The organism is Candidatus Bandiella woodruffii (assembly GCF_034359465.1).
GTDB lineage: Bacteria > Pseudomonadota > Alphaproteobacteria > Rickettsiales > Midichloriaceae > NDG2.
In genome coordinates this window covers 777331-799748 of sequence record NZ_CP110820.1, presented here as the reverse complement: position 1 = coordinate 799748, position 22418 = coordinate 777331, and the positions used below count along the sequence as shown (strand labels likewise).

Genomic DNA, 22418 nt, shown 5'->3' with positions numbered 1-22418 from the left:
GTATTGTTTTGTATACTCTGCGTCTTTTTAATATACTCCTCACGCTCGCTACTCACCCCCCTTATCAATTTACGAATGAATGGTGGGTCTGGGAGGACTCGAACCTCCGACCTCACGCTTATCAGGCGTGCACTCTAACCACCTGAGCTACAGACCCATTTGCTTAATACTAAAAGAAACGTAGACTCAACCTATACTACAGAAACGATCGTACGATTTCTTTTGTCAGAAGAGAAAGATACTTTGCCCTCCGCCATGGCAAAAAGTGTATGATCCTTTCCAAGCCCCACGTTAGAACCTGGGTGGAATCTTGTGCCACGTTGACGCACAATTATATTACCCGCTATTACAGATTCACCGCCAAACTTCTTAAAACCAAGTCTTTTGCTATGCGAATCTCTGCCATTTTTCGAACTACCACCAGCTTTTTTCGTTGCCATTTTATTTATCCTCTATTGCTGTTATTCTTAATACTGTAAGATTTTGTCTGTGACCATTTTTACGTCTGTAATTGTGTCTTCTTTTTTTCTTAAACACAATCACTTTTTTATCCTTCATCTGTTCTAATACCTCAGCCTTCACCACTGCAGACTTAACGTATGGCTCTCCCAACACCACTGAAGCTCCGCCTTCAGCATGATAAAGAGCTAGGACTTTATCAAAACTAACCATATCACCATGTTTGGCTTCAAGCTTTTCAGCCTTGATTATATCTCCAGTTTTTACATGGTATTGTTTACCACCTGTCTCTATTATAGCTAGCATTTATATTTACACTTAGTTAAGGATAAAACCATGTGTAGCTGTTTATGTAAAAAAAGTCAACCAAAATAAAGTGCATGTATAGGGAGTGTTCATAAATAGATAGAAAGAGCTAAAGCTTTGTTAAAAAATAAAACAAGGGATAATCTTAGCATTTCAGAACACTTGCTAAAGCGTTTAGTCTTGCGATTTAATCTAGCAAGCATATCCCTTAAGGAGGAATTGAAGCTCTCAACCAAACAAGTTTCAGACTTTGTCTGCAGATGTATTTGAGCAATTTTATAATGACAATAGACCTCATACCCATCTGTACACATATAACGAATTTGGTATTTTTCTCCTAGCTCACGAGCTAAATCTACGTAATTTTCTTTATCACCTGAACCTACTTTAAACGCAACAGTTTTGAATCTGTCCCTATCGACAGCAGTCCATATTCTTGTTTTATTCTCTTTTTTTTGACGTATGTATATAGCTCATCCATCTCTAATATCTCTATACGCTTCTTATCTCCCTCTATCTTTTGATTCGTCACCATCTCATCTACTACTTTCCCTGCTTGTTTGATCCAATAAAATACTGTACTTAACGGGATATTTAATATGTGAGCTATCCTCCTAATTCCGCAGTTATTTAGATACATCTTTATCACCATGCTCCTCTCTTTATTACCATATTTCCAATTCTTCCTACCATCTCCTTCTGTAAAGTTTTTATTACAACTCTTACATTTGTATCTCTGCTTTTTCCTTGCATATCCATTTTTTGATACCTCTTTCCCTTTGCAATATTTACATTCTATTTTCTCCATTTTTCCCTTTCTTTTTTCCTTCCCTCTCCTTATATCACATTCTTTTCTTCTTTCCTATCCCTTTTAAAACACTCCCCATGTATAGTTATTCTACCATGCGAATAACACATTTTAGACATTAATTCCCAGAGGGGTATGCCAATGATGGAATGGGGCACTTGCTATTTCAAAAAAATCCTCCGGGAATTACTGTATTTTATATTTTTAATTTGAGAGAAATATGCTATCATGCTCGACATATTTTAGAAGCTGAATCTGCGAATGACAAACGGGGATGCAAAATGTGTTGAAAATGCTAAAGTTTGCAATCTTTTGAAATTTTAGAGATGCTTACCCATTCTGATAAAATGCACACACCTTAAAATTTATATATAAAATGTTAAAATATATCGCGAAAAAAATCTTTGGCAGCAGAAGTGATAAAATACTGAGGTCACTAATGCCAATAGTCAGAAAAATCAACAATCTAGAGAAAAATATACAAACGCTCTCTGATGCGGAATTAAAAGCGAAGACACAAGAGTTCAAAGAGAGATTAAAAGGTGGAGAAACTTTTGATCAAATTTTGACAGAAGCATTCGCAGTTGTTAGGGAGACTGCCAAAAGAGTGTTGAACGAACGTCATTACGATGTCCAGATTTTAGGGGGTTTGGTACTTCATTATGGCATGATCGCTGAGATGAAGACCGGAGAAGGAAAGACTCTTGTATCATCACTTCCCGCATATTTGAACTCTTTATCAGGCAATGGAGTTCATGTTGTAACTGTCAATGACTATCTTGCAAAAAGAGACTCTGAGTGGATGGGGAAAATCTTTAAATTTCATGGGTTAAGCGTTGGTTGTTTAACCAATTCCACTCCGGAGCAAGAGAGGAAACAAGTTTATGCATGTGATATCATCTATGGAACAAACAACGAATTTGGTTTTGACTACTTACGCGATAACCTTAAACATAATCTCGATGCACTAGTTCAAAGAGATTTCCATTTTGCAATTATAGACGAAGTGGACAGCATTTTGATCGATGAAGCAAGAACTCCACTAATTATCTCTGGCTCCTCAACTGATAGCTCTGAGGTATATATCAAAATAAACGATATTATGCCTTTGTTGAGAGAAGAAGACTATGAATTGGATGAAAAAAGCAAAACTGTGGTGTTGACCGATCAAGGCAGTGAGCATATGGAAAGTCTAATTAAGCAAAGACAACTGATAAAAAGTGATAGCAGCCTTTACGACATAGAGAATATGAGCATTGTGCACCATTTGAATCAAGCAATCAAAGCCCATAAAATTTTCAAATTAGATACAGATTACATTGTTAAAGGCGGCAAAGTACTTATCATTGATGAGTTTACTGGTAGGATTATGGATGGAAGAAGATATTCGGAAGGGTTGCATCAAGCAATTGAAGCAAAAGAGAAGGTAAAGATTCAAGAGGAGACTCAAACTTTAGCTTCCATTACGTTTCAGAATTACTTCAGAATGTATCCAAAATTAGCAGGTATGACAGGTACTGCAATCACAGAAGCTGGAGAATTTCTAAGTATTTATAAACTTGAGGTCATCCCAATTCCAACTAATATTCCCGTTAAAAGAATTGATGAACACGATGTTATTTATAAAACTGAAGCAGCAAAATATAACGCAATCATTCAGGAAATTAAAACTGCACATGCAAATAAGCAACCTATTTTGATAGGGACCATTAGTATTGAAAAATCTGAACTGATTTCTAAACTACTGAAAAAAGAAGGTATAAAACATAACGTGCTGAATGCTAAATATCATCAAGCTGAGGCAGAAATTATTGCTCAAGCTGGGCAAGTTGGTGCGGTGACAATCGCAACCAACATGGCTGGACGCGGTACGGACATAAAATTAGGTGGTAATGAGGAAGTGCTAATCAAGAAAATGGGTGAGGGTATCACGCAGAAAGAAATTGAGAAGATTAAAGAACAAGTTAGTAATGACAAGGAATCTGTTTTAAGGGCCGGGGGATTGTTTGTAATAGGAACAGAAAGACACGAATCCAGAAGGATAGACAATCAACTAAGGGGTAGGTCTGGGAGACAGGGGGACAATGGTAGAACCAAATTCTTTCTGTCGCTGGAAGACGATTTGATGAGGATTTTTGGCTCAATAAAAATAGGGAACTTTTTAGGTAAGTTAGGCTTGAAAGATGACGAAGCGATTGAACATCCGTGGATCAATAAATCTTTGGAGAAGGCTCAGCACAAGGTTGAGGCCAGGAACTATGAAATTAGGAAAAATCTCCTTAAGTTTGATGATGTGATGAACGAGCAAAGAAAAGTTGTGTACAAGCAAAGGCTAAGTATCATGAAAGAAACCAGGTTTGATGACATCTTAAAAGAAAAAGTGTTAACTTTAAACCAAAGCTTGGTTGATCAGTTTATCCAAGACAAGTCATACCAAGAAGAATGGCAGAAAAAGGAAATGTTGCATGAGATACATAGGATTTATAACATCCCATTCAGCTTTGAGAACAAAACCACGAAAGAAGAAGTCGCTTCAGAATTAGACCTGCTGACTACAAAAACACTTGAGGTTAAGAAAAATGAATGTGGAGATGAGCTCTTCAATGAGGCATTAAAAAGGGTTTTTCTGATGACCTTGGACCAATTTTGGAAAGAACATCTGCATGAGTTGGACAGATTGAAAACTGGCATAAGTCTGAGAGCTTATGGACAAAAGGATCCATTAAATGAATATAAATTTGAGGCATTTAAACTATTTGAAAATATGTTCTTTGAGCTGGACGAAAGCATAATCAGTACAGCAGTAAAAATGCAAATTTCCCATGCCCTACCTCCTTTAGACGACTCAGAAGTAATGCAAAACACCATTGAGAATAAAAATGAAATAGAGTCTATGCTGAGCAGTAATTTATCTGATGCTTCCGGTAAAACCCAAAGTAACCAAGAATTTTTTGGAAAAATATCAAGGAATGAACCATGCCCATGTGGTTCGAAAAAGAAATATAAACATTGCCACGGAAGTATCGTTTAAACATAAAGGACCTAAAAACACGTGGATGCTTATAAAAAAAATTTACTAGAGTGGTATATAGAATCTGGTGTAGATTGTTTTATGCATCAAACACCTAACAGCAAAATATCATCAGACACTATGTTCCCTGCAGGATTTGCAGCTGCTAAGGAGCAACTGGGTAAAGAGGAAAGCAATATCCATAAAGAGGCCGAAACAACTAAAACACCAACATTAAACCCAACTACAAGCCAATTAGCCGATAACTGCAATTCAATCGATGAATTAAGAGAGGCTGTAAGACAATACGAGGGGTTAGACATAAAAAAAGGGGCAACCAACACAGTATTTGCCGATGGCAATCCAAAGTCAGATATTATGTTAATAGGAGAAGCGCCTGGAGCCAATGAGGATATATACGGCATTCCATTTTGCGGGCAAAGTGGTAAATTACTTGACAATATTTTAGCTGCAATAAACATAGACAGGAGCAAGTGCTATATTACCAACACGATTTTTTGGCGGCCCCCTGCTAATCGCAGGCCCACTTCAGAAGAGATTAAAATCTGCAGACCTTTTGTGGAGAAACATGTTTCTCTTGTTAACCCAAAAATCATCATTCTTGTTGGTAGTACTGCTGTGGAATCATTATTAGATGCGAAAACTCCGATGAATCTTCTAAGAAATCAAACTTTCAAATACAAGAATGTTTATTTAAGCACGCCCATAGATACATTTGTGATTTTCCACCCTTCTTATCTTTTACGACAACCTTCTCAAAAAAAGGTTATGTGGCTAGATATACAGAAAATTAATCAATTCTACCTATCCATCCTACATAAATAAAATGCCCATAATATTTGATAAGAGTGATCTAGAAAAAATCGTTGATGCATTCAAGGCTGGCCAAGTCTTATGCCTTCCTACGGATACAGTTTATGCTATTTCTTGTGATGCAACCAATGCACAAGCAGTGGAACGTATTTACTCCATAAAAAAAAGGGATGTCAATAAACCCCTGCCCATCTTTATATCGGATATGACAATGGCTATGGATTATGTGCAGCTCTCTGCAAAGCAATCGCTATTTGCAGCAGAATTTTGGCCGGGACCCCTTACAATTATTGCGACAAAAATCGAAAACAGTGACGTATCTGCTAATTTAACCAATAACGATAAATTAGCCATACGTATACCGGATAATGAGCTTATCCAAAAAATCTGCACAAGCCTTAATAAACCAATTGTTGCAACGAGCGCTAATTTCTCCTCAAAGCCCAACATTATTTCGGCAAAAGGTATATTAGAAGAATTTGCAGATAAAGTATACGGTGTGGTCAAAGAGGATGAGATTAAACACCAAAGCAACAATCTTATACCATCCACCATCGTGGAGTTTATCGACGATGATGCCCTTAAGGTTGTGCGAGAAGGTAAAATTGCAAAGCATGATTTAAACGCTAGCTTTGCAGAGAGAAACAGGATGCGTGGCTCACGCTAAAGTTGGACCACTCGCAGCCTGGGCATTCATTACGCCACGTTTCCAATTTTTGAAGTTATCAGAGTATACTATTTCTGGCATTCAGTTAAGTATATAAAGTAATCATCTATTTTAGGTAAGGAGATAGAAGAATTTTTGGAATAAATCCAACCATCAAAAACAACTTCCCCCTTATTTTTAACGGATATTGATGCCATACTGACCGGATTCAGCCCAGATCCCATCTCCTTTTTACATTTGTTAAGAGAAATAGAAAATCCATCTAAATGCTGGTAATCAGCCCCTATTTTTATCTTGCGTTCTATACTTATACCTGTCCCATGATTAAGTAAACGTATCACTGCATTGTTGAGTTCTTCCATCTCTGTAGAGTTCAATGGTTGTTTTATTATTAGGAGATCATCTTTATCAGAGGGTAATAAGTTATTATCCAAAGCACTGAAAGGTGAAGAAGACGTGACCGGCTGTGAGCTTTGAAAAGTCTCGGCAGACGCTGTCCATGTACCCATAACGTAGAAAAAAATCACTAGGGTACATGTAACAATTGCAAACATATTGGAAATGGCAGGGAAATAGCGAAAAAAAATGCGCATTATACTTGATGCACACATAGGCTTAATTTTGTACAGAAATTTTATCAAGTTAACTGATAGAATTTTCTGTTCCTGAGTCATTAAATATATAATTTTGCTCGTTTGCTTTATCATTGCTCTTATTTACATTATCATCTTCATTTTCGTTTTCATTATTATTTGATCCCCCCCCTTCTTTTAATCCAAACAAAAATTTGCTGATAACCCCTTCTATATTCATTGACGACTGAGTAAACTCGATTGTTTCACCATCTTGTAGCATTTTCTCTTCTGTTCCGGGGACAATTAAGACATATTTGTCTCCTATTAAACTTGAGCTCATAATTTGTGCCGAACTATCTTCTGGGATTCTTATTTTTTTATCTAAAGTTATCTTGATAATTGCAGAATATGTATCGTAATCAAGCTCCTGGTATATAACTTTCCCGACAGTAATGCCGCTGATTTTTACCTCGCTACCTACTTTTATGCCATCTATGTTATCAAAGCTTGCTGTAAGTGCATATTGACTGTTTACGTCTAGCTTTTCACCACTACTTTGATAAGCAAAATAGGTAAACATTCCGGCGATAAACAGCACCAAAAACCCTACTATTGTCTCAAAAATATTCTTCATAATAAAATAGTTTAAATAATTTAAATTTTATTCTGGCGGGCGCCATGCATGATAGTCGCCTGTTGACACTGGTTTGGAAAATTTTGCTAAAAAATGTCCAGGTGGATAATAAGCAAATTTTGTCCCAGTTAAATTAACTTTTCTGTCATTCTCTTTTGAATAAATACCATCTTTATCTGACGGAATTATGTTGCTTTGGTGGTGTAACCAAGCATGCCACTTGGGAGCAATTTTAGTAGGCTCGACTATCCCATTATAATAAACCCATCTCATTGGTCGTCCGAAATATCTCGAGGCTTTTTTAGATTCATAAAAAACATTCCCATATTCATCCACAGCGACTTTATTTCCAAAAATCCTGCAATAAACCCAATTGGCCAACTCCATTAAGTGTTAACTAACATATAATTAATTTCAGGTTAGATAATAGGTTAATTATAGCTTACTTTCAATATAAATTTATCAATTAGCAGCTACTAAAAGGCAAAATTCTTACTTTTAATTTAGGAAGTAATGACCATTGATTTTAGTAGGTAACCCTATCATCAAAAATAAAACACTCACCATTCCAAGAGGACGCTGGATTACCCCTGTTATCTTCTATGTATTTGATAATTCCATCTTTTAAATGATAGACATTTTCAAACCCATGTTGTTTCAAGTAGGCTGTGGATTTTTCGCATCTGATGCCTCCAGTGCAGAACATTGCAATTTTCTTTTTTTTGTCACGCTCAGTAAGATGTGTATTAAGCCACTTTACCAACTCCGTAAAATTGTGAATACGTGGATTGATTGCCCCTTTAAACGTGCCCATTGCGTATTCGTAATAATTGCGTGTATCAATTAAAATGGTGTCATCTTGTTTTATTACCTCATCCCATGTTTTAGAGTCTAAATATTCTCCTCTTTGTGATATATCCAAGCTTTCAACTCCAAATGTGACTATTTCTTTTTTAATTTTCACCTTCATCTTTTTAAAAGGGGGGACTGTTGACGTACTCCTCTTAAAGTTAATATCGAAAAAGATATCGTAACTTCTTAAGTATGCGCAGAATTTTTGAATTGACTCTTCACTTCCAGCCAAAGTTGAATTCAAGCCCTCTTCGGCAAGAAGTATGGTTCCCTTTATTCGATTATGGTTGCAGAAGTTTAGAAGATTTGCTCTAAGAACATCAGTATCTTCAATGTTTACAAATTTATAAAAAGAAATAACGCAGTATGGTGACATAACTTAGGTGTTTTTATAATTGTCAATGGCAATTTGAACTACTTTGCAAGCGTGTTGAGCGTCTTTCCAGCCGTTCACATTCACCCACTTACCGTTCTCTAAATCTTTATATCTTTTAAAGAAATGTTCTATTTTCTGTAATAAAACTTCTGGTAAATCTGTGTAATTTTCGATTTTAGAGAAATATGGGTCGATCTTGTGCCCAGGAACAGCCAAAATCTTCTCGTCTTGCCCTTTTTCATCCTCTGTCAGCAAAACCCCTATTGGTCTTACAGATATCACGGACTTAGGCAAAATCGGGTAACTAGTGTAAACCAAGATATCAGCAGGATCACCATCGCCAGACAATGTATGTGGTATGAACCCGTAGTTGCACGGATACTGCATACTGGTATTCATGAATCTATCAACCACAAGTGCTTCAGTATCTTTGTCGAACTCGTATTTGATAGGGCCAGAATTCATCGAAATTTCTATGATCGCATTCACTTCATGCGGAGCATTTTTGCCTACTGTAATGTTTGAGTACTTCATGTTCTTGCAACTTCAATTTTATCTTATGGCTACCAATTAATTAACGAAAAGTAAAGAAAATAATTGAACTAAAGAAAAATATAGCTACAATCAGTCGGTTAGGTTTCAACACTATATACAAATAAATTATGAACGCAAAAATCCCCTCATCATTGTTAACGGCATGGTCAACGTGGTTGGCATTATCTTTGTTTTATGCATACCAACTCATCGAAAGAATAATCCCGAATGTGGTGATGCAGAATATTATGGACAAATATCATGTCGGAGCAGGGGAAATTGGGCGTTTTGCAGGAATATACTACGTAGGTTACGTGGCGGCGCATATTCCCTTAGGGATTCTGCTTGATCATTTCAATGCAAAAAAAGTCATACCAATATGCATACTTTTAGCTGTTGCTGGCTTCGCACCTCTTGCTTATCTTGACAACTTCGCAGTTGCGTCATACGGACGTTTGTTAATAGGCTTTGGTTCAGCTGGAGCTGTGATTGGATCATTCAAGATGTTTCGCATATGCTTTAGCGAAGAAAAATTCCCAAGAATGCTTGGGTGGATGGTGACGTTTGGGTTAATTGGTGCGGTGTTTGGCAGTGGTCCTCTTGCAAATCTTGTTGCTTATCTTGGTTGGGTAGAAACATTGCACTATGTGGTAATAAGTGGTTTGGTGTTGGCAGTTTTTAGCTACCTCGTTATACCAAATACCAGTTCAGAGAAAGGGTTCAGCCTTATTGCAATTAAAGATGACTTCAAATATTTATTTAGCAATAAAACGGTGTTAGTTATAAGCTTTTTAGGCGGTTTAATGATAGGTCCCTTGGAAGGGTTCGCTGACGCATGGAGCAGCCCTTACTTAAGAATTGTATACCAATTAAGTAATGAAGAAGCCGGTTATATCTCATCATTCGTTTATATCGGAATGGCACTAGGATTAATTGTTATGGGTTATATCTTTGAAAAAACTAAAGCCTATTATACCCTAATCATAACAAGCTCTGTATTGATGACAATATGCTTTGGGATAGTGTTGGCTGGTATAATAAATGACATTTTTATACTTAAAACTGTGTTTTTAGTAATCGGTTTCTTTTGCGCATACCAGATATATATAGTGGCAAAATCTATAGCACTTTCACTTGAAAAGTATGCCACCTTTATTTCTGCCATATCTAATATGACCATGATGTTGCTTGGTTATTTCTTCCATACAGGAATTGGTAAAATGCTTCATCATTTATGGGATGGGGTCTCTGTTAGCGAGACTGGCAGCCCTATATATAGTGCTGATAGCTTCAGCAAAACATTTGCGATAATTCCAGTTGGTTTAGTCATAGCGACTGTTGGTTTTATATTATTAGCTTATCTTGAGAAAAGAAAAGCCTCACAAACTTTACAAATCCCAACTCGCGAAGAACCCTATGCGGAAGACTTTTGTCCATAAGTTGAAAGCATAGCGGTTCTGTATGATCAGACTATTGGGTTCTGTCGCATCTGTTGAAACACATAAGAATTTTTGATATTCTGAAAGAAATAGTTGCTGGTAATAATGTTTAAAGTAGACCCAAAATTAATGAAGTATTTTAAGAACCATGAATATGGCGCAGAAATCATTATGGTATCGCTGTATATGAAAGGAAGATATTCTTTAAGTTACAGAGAGATAGAAGAGATAGGCGGGTTGAGAGGACTCAACATAGATCACGCCACTCTACAAAGATGGGTAGTAAAGTTTATGCCAATACTTGAAGGAAGATTCAGAGAAAAGAAAAAAGCCAGTCAACGGCAGCTGGAGAATGGACGAGACGGCTCTGTCGCATCTGTAATATGATGCAAAAACTTTCAAATTATTTGTATATTTTTCCATTAAGCAGTTAGTGAAAGAAATTTATCAAAGTCAAATTATAATTGTCATTGTCAGCAAGTTGTCCTTTTTTAATCATGTGCAAGAGCTCTATTCCTGCAATAGTCCTGGCGGCACTTCTAAAGGATTTGAAACCAAGCATCGGTCTAGTTCGTTTCTTTACAAATCTGTGATCGCCTTCTATCCTATTGTTTAGATATTTGTTATGCCTAATTTCTATTTGGTCTTCTTTAGATAATGGCTTATTGATCGAATTCAAAGCAGAAGTATTAGAGCCACTTTTATCTATATTAACCTTTATAGGCTGGCCACTAGATTTAATGGTTCTGTCGCATCTGTTGAAACACATAAGAATTTTTGATATTCTGAAAGAAATAGTTGCTGGTAATAATGTTTAAAGTAGACCCAAAATTAATGAAGTATTTTAAGAACCATGAATATGGCGCAGAAATCATTATGGTATCGCTGTATATGAAAGGAAGATATTCTTTAAGTTACAGAGAGATAGAAGAGATAGGCGGGTTGAGAGGACTCAACATAGATCACGCCACTCTACAAAGATGGGTAGTAAAGTTTATGCCAATACTTGAAGGAAGATTCAGAAAAAGAAAAAAGCCAGTCAACGGCAGCTGGAGAATGGACGAGACATATATCAAGGTTAAAGGTAAATGGGTCTATTTGTATAGAGCAGTTGATAAATACGGGGATACCATAGATTTTATGCTAAGAGCAAAAAGAGATAAAAGGGCAGCTAAAGCGTTTTTCAGGAAAGCAATTAAATCTAGTGGCCAGCCTATAAAGGTTAATATAGATAAAAGTGGCTCTAATACTTCTGCTTTGAATTCGATCAATAAGCCATTATCTAAAGAAGACCAAATAGAAATTAGGCATAACAAATATCTAAACAATAGGATAGAAGGCGATCACAGATTTGTAAAGAAACGAACTAGACCGATGCTTGGTTTCAAATCCTTTAGAAGTGCCGCCAGGACTATTGCAGGAATAGAGCTCTTGCACATGATTAAAAAAGGACAACTTGCTGACAATGACAATTATAATTCTGACTTTGATAAATTTCTTTCACTAACTGCTTAATGGAAAAATATACAAATAATTTGAAAGTTTTTGCATCATATTACAGATGCGACAGAGCCAACGAGAGAGCTTATAGAATCAACTTCCGCTCATCCTAAAAATAACAAATAAAGAAAATATATTACTGTGGAAAAAATAATTCAGGCATTCACGCATAAAAAAAGAGCAACCATTTTGTTTTTAGCAATAATGGTTGTGTGGGGTTATTTTGCATACCTTTCAATACCAAAGGAAGACAGCCCGGATGTGAAGATCCCGATGATTTATATTGTCATCATACATCAAGGTATATCGCCTGAAGATTCACAGAAGTTGCTCTTAAAACCTATGGAACTGGTTTTACGATCAGTCTCTGGTGTTAAAGAGCTGAAGTCATATGCATATGAAGGAAGTGGTGTAATAATAGTTAAATTTAACGCTGGGTTTGACAGTAACAAGGCTTTGAATGATATTAGAGCCAAAGTTAATGACGCTGAGCATAACCTACCAAAAGACACTAACAAACCAATCATTCAGGAAATAAACCTGAGCTTGATGCCTGTCCTCAATGTGATACTTACTGGAGACATGCCAGAAGAAACATTAATTGCCATTGCACGAAAATTAAAAGACAAAGTTGAAGGCATTCAAGACGTATTAAACGTAGAAATTAGCGGGGACCGCAAGTATATTGTTGAAATTTTAGTCACTCCAGAAACTCTGGATGCTTATAACTTGAGTTTGAACAAACTTTCACAGATAATTGCAAGCAATAATTCCCTCATTGCTGTGGGAAAAGTAAAAAACGATGGTGGAACCTTTGCTGTAAAAGTTCCAAGTACGATAGAAAATGTCTATGATTTATATAATTTCCCTGTTTTCACCTATAATGGTGAGGTAGTGAAATTAAAGGATATAGCCACAATCAAAAAAACTTACAAAGACCCAAAATATATCGCAAGAGTTAACGGCCAACCTGCTATAGCACTTGAGGTAAGTAAAAGAACTGGGGCCAACGTAATTTCCACAATCAAAACTGTGAAAGAGATAATCCAAAAAGAGCAAATGTTCTTGCCAAATAACCTTAATATCATTTATGCGCAGGATGAATCAGAAAAAATCATCGACATGGTGGATGAGTTGGAAAATGGAATTTTGCTTGCAATTATATTGGTGACCATCGTTGTTGTGTTTTCTGTTGGAGGAAGATCCGCATTATTGATTGCGCTCTCAATCCCATCATCTTTCCTAGTTGGAATTTTAATTATGAGCATCGCTGGTTATACTTTAAATATCGTCGTTCTATTTAGCTTAATATTGACTGTTGGGATGATAGTTGACGATGCAATTGTTGTAAGTGAATATGCTGACAGGAAAATTGTTGATGGAATGGAAATACAAACAGCTTTTATACACTCAGCAGATAGAATGTTTTGGCCCATAGTAAGCTCCACTCTTGTGAAAATTGTGGTGTTCTTACCGCTGCTTTTTTGGCCTGGAGTTATAGGACAATTCATGAAATATATGCCTATTACAGTTGTGATAATACTTACAAATTCTTTGTTGTTTGCACTATTTTTTCAACCATCGTTAGGCCCATTATTTGGCAAGCCAAAAGAGTTTGATGCCAACACGATCAACTCAATGAAAGCAGCTGAAGAGGGGAATATAGAAGACCTAAGTGGGTTATCAAAGATATACTACAATATGCTTCAAAAAGTCCTAAAAAAACCAAAAACATTTGTTTTTTCCGGTTTTGGGGTTTTGATCACAGTATATGTTTTCTTCGGAATTTTTGGCACAGGAGTGGAGTTTTTCCCCAAAATTGAACCTCAAAACGCCATGCTAGTCATTAAATCGGGTGGGGATTTATCACAAGTGGAAAGAGATAAGATAACAAAATCAGTGGAAAAAAGAATTCTTGATATGAGTTCGGAAGTTAAGGTGTTCTATGCCAAAAGTGGTAGTTTCGAAACAAGCGACTCCATTCCTCAAAACGCTGTTGGGGTTATAGAATTAGAGCTGGTGGACTGGAAAATAAGAAGAAAAGCTGACGCCATCTTCGATGATATGCAAAAAAGAGTGGATGGGATTGACGGGGTTGAAGTGGAAATTTTGGCACAAAAAGATGGGCCACCACAGTTGAAACCAATAACAATAAATTTTACCTCCCGTGATTTTAAAAAGGTACCAGCCTTTGTAAAAAAAGTAAAGATGGCAATGGCAGAAATGGGCGGGTTTAAGGACATTGAAGACACCAACTCTACGCCTGGGATTGATTGGGTCGTGAATGTGGATAGGGAGCTAGCCGCAATGTTTAAATTAACTGCGCAAGAAGTTGGTAACACTCTTCGCTTATTAGGGGATGGCTTAAAGATATCAAGCTTCAGACCAGATTACGCAGACGACGAAGTTGATATATTGCTTAGACTTAATCCGGAAAGCAGGAAGATTACAGAGATAGAAAAAATGAATATCACCAATATTGATAATATCCCAATTCCAATGACAAATTTGGCTACTAAAAAAGCAGCTGAAAAAGTCAGTAAAATCAATAGAGTGGATAGAAACAGCATAGTTGCTGTCAAAGCCGACGTTCAAAAAGGGGTATTGGTTAACGATAAAATAAAACAACTAAATCAATGGCTTGAAGCTAATATAGAGGATGGCATAGACTATCAATTCAAAGGAGAAAGCGAGGACCAGAATGAAACTTCAAGTTTCTTATCGAAGGCTTTCCCACTAGCATTTATTATGATGTTTATGATTATGCTAATACAGTTTAATTCGTTTTACCATACCATCGTAGTCATGAGCGCTGTGTTTCTATCAACAGTTGGAGTACTTTTAGGGCTTATAATCACTTGGCAACCATTTGGTATTGTAATGTGTGGGATTGGCGTTATTGCATTGTCTGGAATAGTGCTGAACAATAATATATTATTTATAGATACCTACCAACACCTGCGAAAGCATGGGCATGATATTGAAGATTCAATCATTAGAGCTGGTGTTCAGAGATTAAGACCAATTCTGTTGACAGCAGCAACTGCTATTTTAGGCCTTTTACCTATGATACTAGGTATTACCATTAATTTTTTTCACCGAGACATTTTTTACGATGCACCATCAAGCCAGTGGTGGAGACAGCTTTCAACTTCAATAGCTGGAGGGCTTGCGTTTGCCACAGCTTTAACGCTATTTTTTACGCCGTGTTTGCTGTTGATTGGCAAAAGATTTGACCCATTTAACAAAAAAATTTGAGGCTAATTTTTGAAGTTAGTAAAATATATTTAGGTTTGCAATTAACTAAAATTAGGTTAGCATTTCTTTATTCTGCTTCTTTTAAGGATTATGCTGCTAATCTGGCAGACATCATAGACGTAAGTAGGCATATTATGGCAATATATCCCATGCTTAAAACTAAACTTTTATGAAACATAAAATAGTTTGAAATTATTCTTTATGAGGACAAATGGAGAAATATAGCAGCGATGATACAAAAAAAGTGGAGGATTTAGATCCAGAAGTTCTTGCTGATGCAGTAGCAATAGCACGCAAACTTCAGGTTGAGATGGAAATGAATGGACTCTCATTAGCTGATAATTTATCAAAGCATAAAGAGCAATTAATAGGGCTGCTCCAGTATCTGCTACTAAATCAAAACAACCCCAACATGGACACGTCTCTGGTTGAGTTTCTTGAAAAAATATTAAATATTACAAAATCAAAAGATAAAGATAAAAGTAAAAAGCAAGAGGAAGAAAAAGAGGAAAAACTTACGGAAGAGCAAAAGAAATTACGCTACCAACGCATCATATATGAAGCATATAAGATATTAAACCCAGAAAGAATTGCAGGGGAGACTAGCTTGGAAAATTTTGTTTCTAACATAATAACAAGAGGTATCGCTATAGCAAGAGAATATGATGGTGCACAATATGAAAAACATTTTGAAAAAAAGGAGTTGGACAACTTAGAATCTTATAAGGAGAGCTTTGTTGAGAAATTAAGGGCTTCGGGGCAACGTGGCGGTGGCAAAGGTCTGTAACTACTTTCCTAAAACCTATGTTAGTTAAAATCAAAGTTCATGCAATTGGCGTTAACAGAGCGGACATACTCCAGTTACAAGGTAAATATCCCTCACCTGATGGAAACGCTGTGCCTGGTCTTGAAATTTCTGGTATACGTATGGACACGAATCAGAAAGTGTGCGCATTATTAACTAGCGGTGGTTATAGTGAAATGGTGGAGGTTGATGAAAGACAGACTTTTTTGGTCGATCATAATATAGACTTCGTACAAGCTGCAGCCATACCAGAAGCCATTGTAACCACATGGTTGAATTTATATCAAATTGGAGGTCTTAAACCGAGTACAAGTGTTTTAATTCATGGAGGGGCTAGTGGGATTGGCTCTTTTATGGTGCAATTTGCTCTTTGTGATGGAAAGATAGTTTATACGACTGCTAAGGCTGTCGCTAAGTTGGATTACCTGAAAAATTATGGCAACTGCATAAGATCAACTTTCGACGAATTTAAAACCAGAATTGCAAGTGCTGAAAAGGTAGATTTACTAATTGACATTTTAGGTGGTAGGTATTTTGAGGATAACCTAAGCATTTTAAATGAACATGGGAGATTAATTCTTTTCGCAGTGATGGATGGAAAGCTTTCCACAGTCAATGCTGCAAGAATTCTGATGAAAAACCTCACGATCACTGGCTCCACACTGAGGAATAAAACACCGGACGAAAAAGCATCATTACTTGACCAAGCAGTGAAAAACTTACTGCCTTATATCAATCAAGGCAAAGTCACTCCTCTGATTAGTAAAGTATTTTCATTAAAAGATTATAAAGAGGCACACCAGTTCATCCAGTCTGGCCGTAGTATTGGCAAGGTAATACTTAAAACCTAAATGGAACCCATGCGTAACCAAAATATCATAGCAACTCCATATTGTAAATGGCCGAATCATAACTTTTCCCATTTAAAAAAATTGCTGCAGTATAATTACGATGGCAATTTTTTTGAAGTTATTAGTACAAATAATTATCATCTATGCTAGTATAGGTCATTAGATTATACATTTTAGGTGTAAAAAAATATAATGGACAGAAACAATCCTAACAGCAATAAACAAATCGAAATTATCAACAGTTTTTTAAACGACCAAGCAGTAATAAGATTCACCAGCAAATTCTTGGAAGACATATCTTTGGAATCTTTGTCCAGCATCCAACCAAAAATCATAAGTGCTGCGTGCAACCGTGCTTATGGTATTATAAAAAACAGCTTCAAGGAAGAGTGCATAATTGACATTTCAACCTCTGATCAGGAATCGGATTATATGATTCTCACCATAATTGGTCGGGATATCACATTTTTAATAGATTCAGTTCAAAACGAGCTGCAGTCTTATGATATTGACATCAAACTGTTAACTCACAAAGTTTTTAATTCAATTGATTATCATGACTATAAACTGGAAGATATAAAAAATGATAAAACCGTTGTATTGCAGTTCTATGTATCTAATTGGTTTGATGAAGAATTTCATCAAACGTTAAAGAATAGAATTTCGGAAACCCTTGAATGTGTGAGACTTTCTGTTGATGGATGGAGTGGGATGAAAGGTGTTTTGGCAAATTGCATAGAAAATTTATCCGAAAATCTTAAACACAGCAACTCAGCTGTAACTCAGGAAAATATCAACTTTTTAAACTTTTTACTTGAGGATAACTTTATTTTCCTAGGATCCTTAAGAGGAATAGTCACAGGGAGCAAAACAATAACCATCGAAGATAATAAATCCTTAGGTTTATTATCCCATAAGAATTATCATAATAAAGTGATACAACTTGAAAACTCCAGACTACCACAATCTGTCATCAGCGTTAAAAAATCGGACCTCAAGTCAGTCGTGCATAGAAAATCTTACATGTTGTGTCTTACTGTCAAGAGTTTTGATAAGGACGGCAATTGCGATTTTGTGCATGTTTTCTATGGATTTTTAGTTACCAAAGTTTATTATATGAGTGTGCTTAATATACCATTCATAAGGGAGAAAATAACTTATGTAATTGATAAGTATGGATACCCGAAGGATAGTTATAACGCAAAAGAATTGGTAACAGCTTTAGAAGAATTTCCAAGAAGTGAACTGCTACAGATCAGCCAAGATGATTTGTTTAACATTGCGGCTGGTATCGTGTCTCTTACCATCAACCCAAGGACGAAATTGTTTATAAGGGAAGATCAAGACAAAAGGTATATTAGTTCCTTAATCTTTATCCCTAAAACTAAGTTCAGCACGCAAGTAAGAGAAAGGATTGAAAACATATTATGTCACCAATTTAATGGTTTTGTTGCAAGGTATTATGTGAAAATTGGTGAAGGGCAGCTTACCAGGTTACAATTGACGATTAACTTGCCAGAAAGGAAAATCCCGCAATATAGTGTGGATAGAATTGAAAAATTAATCGCAAGCGCTGTAAATGTTTGGGAAGACAATTTAAAAGAAGCACTGGAGAATAAAGTTTCTAAAAAAGAGGCGGATAAGCTGTTTAAAAAATATCAACATGCTTTTAATGCAAAGTATACAAATGGGTTTTCGCCAGAACAGTCTTTACATGATATTGACGCCATAGAAGAGGCATTGGAGAAAAATAAAGTTATATTCAAAATTTATAATTCAGCAAAAAGTGGGAAGGGATTAATCCAGTTAAAAATTTTCTCAGCGGGTACAGAGCTGCCACTATCTTCTGTTTTCCCTATAATCGACAATCTTGGGTTCTTTACAATAGACGTGGAAACTTTTGAAGTCGTAATCAACCATTTTGGCACGCAGCAAAAGGTGTACATAAGTTATTTCAGGACAAAACCAAGGTTTAATGAGCTTATTTTTGATGACAAATTACGTTTCAACTTGGAAGAGGGGTTGGAAAAAATTTGGAACAACACAGTGGAGAATGATGGATTTAACAGCTTGATTTTTTATGTTGATGTCAATTACCGCGAAGCCAACCTGTTAAGAGCATATGCAAAGTACTTAAGACAAATAAGATTTGAATTTAGCACAGAATATATCTTGAGCACTTTGGTAAAGTACCATAGTTTGGTAAACGACATGGTGAAATTATTTAATATTCGGTTCAGCCCAATTTCAGATTACAACAGCCAAGAAGAAGATGAGGTGCTGAAGACTATTAAAACCCAGCTTTCTAATGTCTCCTTTTTTGTTGAAGACAAAATTTTAAGCACATATTTAAATTTGATATTGGCCACCAAAAGAACGAACTTTTTTATAGTTGAAGAAAACGGGGAGAGTAAAGATTTCATCTCATTGAAAATGAGTTCTAGAGAGATTGAGGGCATGCCACTTCCAAAACCGGAAGTTGACACTTTTGTGTATTCAGCAAAATTTGAAGCAGTACATTTGCGTGGAGGAAAGGTTGCAAGAGGTGGAATTAGATGGACGGACAGGCCTGAGGATTTCAGAAAAGTTGTGCTTGACCTCATGAAAGCGCAGATGACGAAAAATTCCCTGATAGTGCCACTTGGCTGCAAAGGTGGTTTTGTTGTGAAACAAACTTCCGATACAAAAGAGGAAACAATGAAAGTTGGTGTGGAGTGTTATAAAAACTTCTTAAGAGGTATTTTGGACATAACAGATAACATCATAGACAAGGTGGTTGTGCATCCAAAAAATGTTGTTGTGCGGTATGACGACATTGACCCTTACCTTGTTGTTGCAGCTGATAAAGGAACGGCAACGTTTTCTGACTTTGCAAATTCGGTTTCCAAAGAATATAATTTTTGGCTTGGAGATGCTTTTGCGTCCGGTGGTTCTGCTGGATACGACCATAAAAAAATCGGTATCACAGCAAAAGGTGGTTGGATTTGCGTTAAAAATCATTTCAGCGCTATGGGCGTGGATTTAGACCGAGATGTGTTCACCGCAGTTGGAATAGGCGACATGTCAGGTGATGTGTTTGGCAACGGTATGTTGCTCTCACGTAAGATGCAATTGCTTGCGGCCTTCAACCACATCCACATATTTCTTGATCCTAACCCAGACCCAGAAATCAGCTTTAAAGAAAGGGAGAGATTGTTTAACAACCCACAGCTGAGGTGGTCTGACTACAACCAGGCTTTAATCTCTCATGGTGGTGGAGTTTACGATAGGTCTGTAAAACAAATAACAATTTCGCAAGAGGTGAAACAAGCTTTAGGAATAACTGCAGATCATCTCTCTCCGGCTCAGTTAATCACTGCGATTCTGAAGGCCCCTGTAGACTTAATGTGGAACGGTGGCATAGGAACGTACGTTAAAGGAGAGTTTGAGGATGACAACGCCATAGGTGACAAAGAAAATGACAATCTAAGGATATTTGGCAAACAGCTAAGATGCAAAGTTGTGGGAGAAGGTGGTAACCTTGGATTCACACAAAAAGGTAGGATAGAATATGCGAACAATGGCGGAAGGATTAATACGGATTTCATCGACAATTCTGCGGGTGTTGATTGCTCAGATCATGAAGTAAATATTAAAATTGCACTACAACATGAAGTACAAACTGGCAATATTACCTTAGAAAGAAGAAACGAAATACTGGGACAACTAAACAAAGACGTTGAGGAATTGGTATTAAAAGATAATCACAGGCAGTCTATTTTGCTTGATATAGAAGTTTCTGGCACCAACAAACTCAAAGACTATGCTTGGCTTATCACTTATCTTGAAGAAAGTGGAGAACTGCAAAGAGAGGTGGAAAAATTGCCAACCAAAGAGGAGATCGCGAAGATGGACTTAGAGGGCAGATCTTTGACCAGACCAGAGATTGCAGTTTTAATTGCGTACACAAAAAATTCCATCGCAAAGATGTTGAATTCTTATGATTTTACGCAAAACAAATTTTTCCAAGACATTCTTCTTTCATACTTTCCCAAGTACCTGCAAGAACATTTTAAAAATGCGATATTATCACATAAACTGAACAATGAGATAATTACAACCATAATTTCTAATGATTTTGTTAATATGTTGGGCTGCGTTACGTTTTATCAATTGTCAGAAGAAAAAGAATATAAATCAGTTGCAATAGTTGATGCGTTTTACATTGTAATAAAGAGTATGTGTGTTAAGGATACCTGGCTTAAAATCCGCGAATTACCTACTAGTGTTTCTTCTGAAGTCAAATATAAATTGCTTTTAACCATACAGAAAATAGTAAAAAAAGGGATAAACTGGATGTTGATGCATTATCTAGACCCAGCAAAAGTTAGTGATAACATAGCAACTTACAGCCAAGGATTCCAAAAACTCATCACGGGGCTCAGCAAAGATGAGTATCTGTCCGGCAATGTTATTTCCAAACAAGTTAGCAAGATCATCACTTTGATAAACGGTTATGAATTGCCGCAAGAGGAAGTTGTCAATATTGCTTACCTCAGTTTAGTTAGCTCACTTTTTGACATCATCGTTATCAATAAGTCAACTAACCTTGACATAATACATATAGCAAGGGTGTATTTTAAAATCAGGTCTCGGTTATATATTGACCAAATGTTAGAACTTATTAGTAAGCATGAAGACGTGTATCCTGTTGAAAGGCTTGCTAATGATTATATCGAAGACGAATTGAGAAAGCTTACTATCAAACTTGTGTTTGCTCAGTTAAAACAATCAGTAAATGGCAAAAATGTGGAAACTCTAAACCTAAGTTTTATCAAAGACGAAGAACAATTGAGGAGATTCGATGATTTTACCACGAAAGCGTTAATGGAAGTTGACTATCGCCACAGCTTTTTATTAATACAGGTGATTATTAGTAAGCTCAAAGAGTTATTGCATTTGGATAGCATTTGCGACGTATGATGAAAACTTTTAGTTTCTACCAAATAGAAAATTTATTATACAACGCAACCTTCCCAAAAGTGGTTACTAAAATTTTAAAAGAAGAGGGAAAAGTTATTATTTTATGTGCTAATAAAGAAGAAATGAGGCAGTTGGACAATTTGCTTTGGACATTTGCGCAACTGTCTTTTTTACCTCACGCAACAGAAGACGATGCATGCGATGCAAGTCTACAAGACGTGCTGCTTGTAACCAAACAACCAAATAATAACCCAGACAACAGGGTTTTGGTTGCAACTTCCGAAAAATTAGTTTTACAGCAGGACTTAGAGAGTTATACGAAGATTTTCGTCATTAACAATCAGCCAATTAACGTGCAGGAATTTATGAATTCCTTAAACAGATGCACAGAAGAACTTAACGCAAAGCATTTTGTGCAGAAATCGGATGGCTCATGGCAACATGGTATCTGTGCAGGCTCTGTCGCATCTGTAATATGATGCAAAAACTTTCAAATTATTTGTATATTTTTCCATTAAGCAGTTAGTGAAAGAAATTTATCAAAGTCA

21 protein-coding genes and 1 tRNA gene are annotated in these 22418 nt (G+C 36.4%); 11 read left to right on the top strand and 11 right to left on the bottom strand.

The genetic code is table 11. The features are described 5' to 3' along the window. Positions 1–80: 80 nt before the first annotated feature. From Bandiella_RS04905 to Bandiella_RS04890, 5 genes are all read right to left on the bottom strand, one after another. A tRNA-Ile gene (locus Bandiella_RS04905) sits at positions 81–157 on the bottom strand. A 34-nt stretch (positions 158–191) separates the two neighbouring features. Next, positions 192–440 carry a 50S ribosomal protein L27 gene (gene rpmA, locus Bandiella_RS04900; RefSeq protein ID WP_323732624.1) on the bottom strand — a complete coding sequence of 83 codons (249 nt, stop codon included), beginning with the start codon at positions 438–440 and terminating at the stop codon, positions 192–194. A gap of 1 nt (position 441) precedes the next feature. Beyond that, on the bottom strand, positions 442–765 hold the full coding sequence (gene rplU, locus Bandiella_RS04895; RefSeq protein ID WP_323732623.1) for a 50S ribosomal protein L21: 324 nt from the start codon (positions 763–765) through the stop codon (positions 442–444). Positions 766–854: 89 nt separating this feature from the next. Next, entirely contained in the window at positions 855–1199 is a 345-nt protein-coding gene (locus tag Bandiella_RS07550; protein WP_407651266.1) for an IS1 family transposase, read from the bottom strand. Then, positions 1148–1573, bottom strand: coding sequence for an IS1/IS1595 family N-terminal zinc-binding domain-containing protein (locus Bandiella_RS04890; RefSeq protein ID WP_323732544.1), 426 nt, complete (start codon positions 1571–1573; stop codon positions 1148–1150). The genes Bandiella_RS07550 and Bandiella_RS04890 overlap by 52 nt, the downstream gene beginning before the upstream one ends. A 376-nt stretch (positions 1574–1949) precedes the next feature. On the opposite strand from Bandiella_RS04890, the gene secA reads away from it, so the two are divergent. The 3 genes from secA to Bandiella_RS04875 all read left to right on the top strand — a co-directional run bounded on the left by secA (position 1950) and on the right by Bandiella_RS04875 (position 6084). Further along, a complete protein-coding gene (secA, locus tag Bandiella_RS04885) occupies positions 1950–4604 on the top strand; it encodes a preprotein translocase subunit SecA (protein ID WP_323732622.1) in 2655 nt (884 codons plus the stop codon). Positions 4605–4685: 81 nt separating this feature from the next. Further along, complete coding sequence (locus Bandiella_RS04880; RefSeq protein ID WP_323733406.1) at positions 4686–5429, top strand: uracil-DNA glycosylase; 744 nt, start codon at positions 4686–4688, stop codon at positions 5427–5429. 1 nt (position 5430) lies between these two features. Further along, a complete protein-coding gene (locus tag Bandiella_RS04875; protein ID WP_323732621.1) occupies positions 5431–6084 on the top strand; it encodes an L-threonylcarbamoyladenylate synthase in 654 nt (217 codons plus the stop codon). Between the two features lie 68 nt (positions 6085–6152). Here the strand turns inward: Bandiella_RS04875 and Bandiella_RS04870 are convergent, their stop codons facing one another. The 5 genes from Bandiella_RS04870 to ppa form a co-directional block, all read right to left on the bottom strand. Then, positions 6153–6446 (bottom strand): DUF2155 domain-containing protein, encoded by a 294-nt coding sequence (locus tag Bandiella_RS04870; protein ID WP_323732620.1) that lies wholly within the window; start codon positions 6444–6446, stop codon positions 6153–6155. Positions 6447–6726: 280 nt separating this feature from the next. Further along, the gene (gene mlaD / locus Bandiella_RS04865) at positions 6727–7293 is read right to left on the bottom strand and encodes an outer membrane lipid asymmetry maintenance protein MlaD (protein WP_323732619.1); all 567 of its coding nucleotides are present in this window, start codon (positions 7291–7293) and stop codon (positions 6727–6729) included. A 27-nt stretch (positions 7294–7320) separates the two neighbouring features. Beyond that, a complete protein-coding gene (locus tag Bandiella_RS04860; RefSeq protein ID WP_323732618.1) occupies positions 7321–7680 on the bottom strand; it encodes an NADH-ubiquinone oxidoreductase subunit NDUFA12 family protein in 360 nt (119 codons plus the stop codon). 139 nt (positions 7681–7819) lie between these two features. Then, the gene (gene trhO / locus Bandiella_RS04855) at positions 7820–8521 is read right to left on the bottom strand and encodes an oxygen-dependent tRNA uridine(34) hydroxylase TrhO (protein WP_323732617.1); all 702 of its coding nucleotides are present in this window, start codon (positions 8519–8521) and stop codon (positions 7820–7822) included. 3 nt (positions 8522–8524) lie between these two features. After that, complete coding sequence (gene ppa, locus Bandiella_RS04850) at positions 8525–9055, bottom strand: inorganic diphosphatase (protein WP_323732616.1); 531 nt, start codon at positions 9053–9055, stop codon at positions 8525–8527. 176 nt (positions 9056–9231) lie between these two features. On the opposite strand from ppa, the gene Bandiella_RS04845 reads away from it, so the two are divergent. Both Bandiella_RS04845 and Bandiella_RS04840 read left to right on the top strand, forming a co-directional pair. Next, positions 9232–10494, top strand: coding sequence for an MFS transporter (locus tag Bandiella_RS04845; protein WP_323732615.1), 1263 nt, complete (start codon positions 9232–9234; stop codon positions 10492–10494). A 105-nt stretch (positions 10495–10599) separates the two neighbouring features. Continuing rightward, the gene (locus Bandiella_RS04840; RefSeq protein WP_323732614.1) at positions 10600–10881 is read left to right on the top strand and encodes a hypothetical protein; all 282 of its coding nucleotides are present in this window, start codon (positions 10600–10602) and stop codon (positions 10879–10881) included. 43 nt (positions 10882–10924) lie between these two features. Here Bandiella_RS04840 and Bandiella_RS04835 read toward each other — a convergent pair whose 3' ends face one another. After that, positions 10925–11263, bottom strand: a complete 339-nt coding sequence (locus tag Bandiella_RS04835) for a DDE-type integrase/transposase/recombinase (RefSeq protein WP_323732613.1) — start codon at positions 11261–11263, stop codon at positions 10925–10927. 41 nt (positions 11264–11304) lie between these two features. On the opposite strand from Bandiella_RS04835, the gene Bandiella_RS04830 reads away from it, so the two are divergent. From Bandiella_RS04830 to Bandiella_RS04805, 6 genes are all read left to right on the top strand, one after another. Continuing rightward, complete coding sequence (locus tag Bandiella_RS04830) at positions 11305–12009, top strand: IS6 family transposase (RefSeq protein ID WP_323732571.1); 705 nt, start codon at positions 11305–11307, stop codon at positions 12007–12009. A gap of 126 nt (positions 12010–12135) precedes the next feature. Continuing rightward, positions 12136–15252 carry an efflux RND transporter permease subunit gene (locus Bandiella_RS04825; protein ID WP_323732612.1) on the top strand — a complete coding sequence of 1039 codons (3117 nt, stop codon included), beginning with the start codon at positions 12136–12138 and terminating at the stop codon, positions 15250–15252. A 211-nt stretch (positions 15253–15463) separates the two neighbouring features. Beyond that, positions 15464–16039, top strand: a complete 576-nt coding sequence (locus tag Bandiella_RS04820; protein ID WP_323732611.1) for a DUF5394 family protein — start codon at positions 15464–15466, stop codon at positions 16037–16039. A 17-nt stretch (positions 16040–16056) separates the two neighbouring features. Further along, a complete protein-coding gene (locus Bandiella_RS04815) occupies positions 16057–16908 on the top strand; it encodes a zinc-binding dehydrogenase (protein ID WP_323732610.1) in 852 nt (283 codons plus the stop codon). Between the two features lie 192 nt (positions 16909–17100). Then, the gene (locus Bandiella_RS04810) at positions 17101–21870 is read left to right on the top strand and encodes an NAD-glutamate dehydrogenase domain-containing protein (RefSeq protein ID WP_323732609.1); all 4770 of its coding nucleotides are present in this window, start codon (positions 17101–17103) and stop codon (positions 21868–21870) included. After that, the gene (locus Bandiella_RS04805; protein ID WP_323732608.1) at positions 21867–22349 is read left to right on the top strand and encodes a DNA polymerase III subunit chi; all 483 of its coding nucleotides are present in this window, start codon (positions 21867–21869) and stop codon (positions 22347–22349) included. The genes Bandiella_RS04810 and Bandiella_RS04805 overlap by 4 nt, the downstream gene beginning before the upstream one ends. Positions 22350–22418: the final 69 nt, after the last annotated feature.

Coding starts and splice junctions, on each gene's coding strand:
- rpmA (WP_323732624.1), bottom strand. CDS start 440: ATGGCAACGAAAAAAGCTGGTGGTAGTTCGAAAAATGGCAGAGATTCG.
- rplU (WP_323732623.1), bottom strand. CDS start 765: ATGCTAGCTATAATAGAGACAGGTGGTAAACAATACCATGTAAAAACT.
- Bandiella_RS04890 (WP_323732544.1), bottom strand. CDS start 1,573: ATGGAGAAAATAGAATGTAAATATTGCAAAGGGAAAGAGGTATCAAAA.
- secA (WP_323732622.1), top strand. CDS start 1,950: ATGTTAAAATATATCGCGAAAAAAATCTTTGGCAGCAGAAGTGATAAA.
- Bandiella_RS04880 (WP_323733406.1), top strand. CDS start 4,686: ATGCATCAAACACCTAACAGCAAAATATCATCAGACACTATGTTCCCT.
- Bandiella_RS04875 (WP_323732621.1), top strand. CDS start 5,431: ATGCCCATAATATTTGATAAGAGTGATCTAGAAAAAATCGTTGATGCA.
- Bandiella_RS04870 (WP_323732620.1), bottom strand. CDS start 6,446: ATGGAAGAACTCAACAATGCAGTGATACGTTTACTTAATCATGGGACA.
- mlaD (WP_323732619.1), bottom strand. CDS start 7,293: ATGAAGAATATTTTTGAGACAATAGTAGGGTTTTTGGTGCTGTTTATC.
- Bandiella_RS04860 (WP_323732618.1), bottom strand. CDS start 7,680: ATGGAGTTGGCCAATTGGGTTTATTGCAGGATTTTTGGAAATAAAGTC.
- trhO (WP_323732617.1), bottom strand. CDS start 8,521: ATGTCACCATACTGCGTTATTTCTTTTTATAAATTTGTAAACATTGAA.
- ppa (WP_323732616.1), bottom strand. CDS start 9,055: ATGAAGTACTCAAACATTACAGTAGGCAAAAATGCTCCGCATGAAGTG.
- Bandiella_RS04840 (WP_323732614.1), top strand. CDS start 10,600: ATGTTTAAAGTAGACCCAAAATTAATGAAGTATTTTAAGAACCATGAA.
- Bandiella_RS04835 (WP_323732613.1), bottom strand. CDS start 11,263: ATGTGTTTCAACAGATGCGACAGAACCATTAAATCTAGTGGCCAGCCT.
- Bandiella_RS04830 (WP_323732571.1), top strand. CDS start 11,305: ATGTTTAAAGTAGACCCAAAATTAATGAAGTATTTTAAGAACCATGAA.
- Bandiella_RS04820 (WP_323732611.1), top strand. CDS start 15,464: ATGGAGAAATATAGCAGCGATGATACAAAAAAAGTGGAGGATTTAGAT.
- Bandiella_RS04815 (WP_323732610.1), top strand. CDS start 16,057: ATGTTAGTTAAAATCAAAGTTCATGCAATTGGCGTTAACAGAGCGGAC.
- Bandiella_RS04810 (WP_323732609.1), top strand. CDS start 17,101: ATGGACAGAAACAATCCTAACAGCAATAAACAAATCGAAATTATCAAC.
- Bandiella_RS04805 (WP_323732608.1), top strand. CDS start 21,867: ATGATGAAAACTTTTAGTTTCTACCAAATAGAAAATTTATTATACAAC.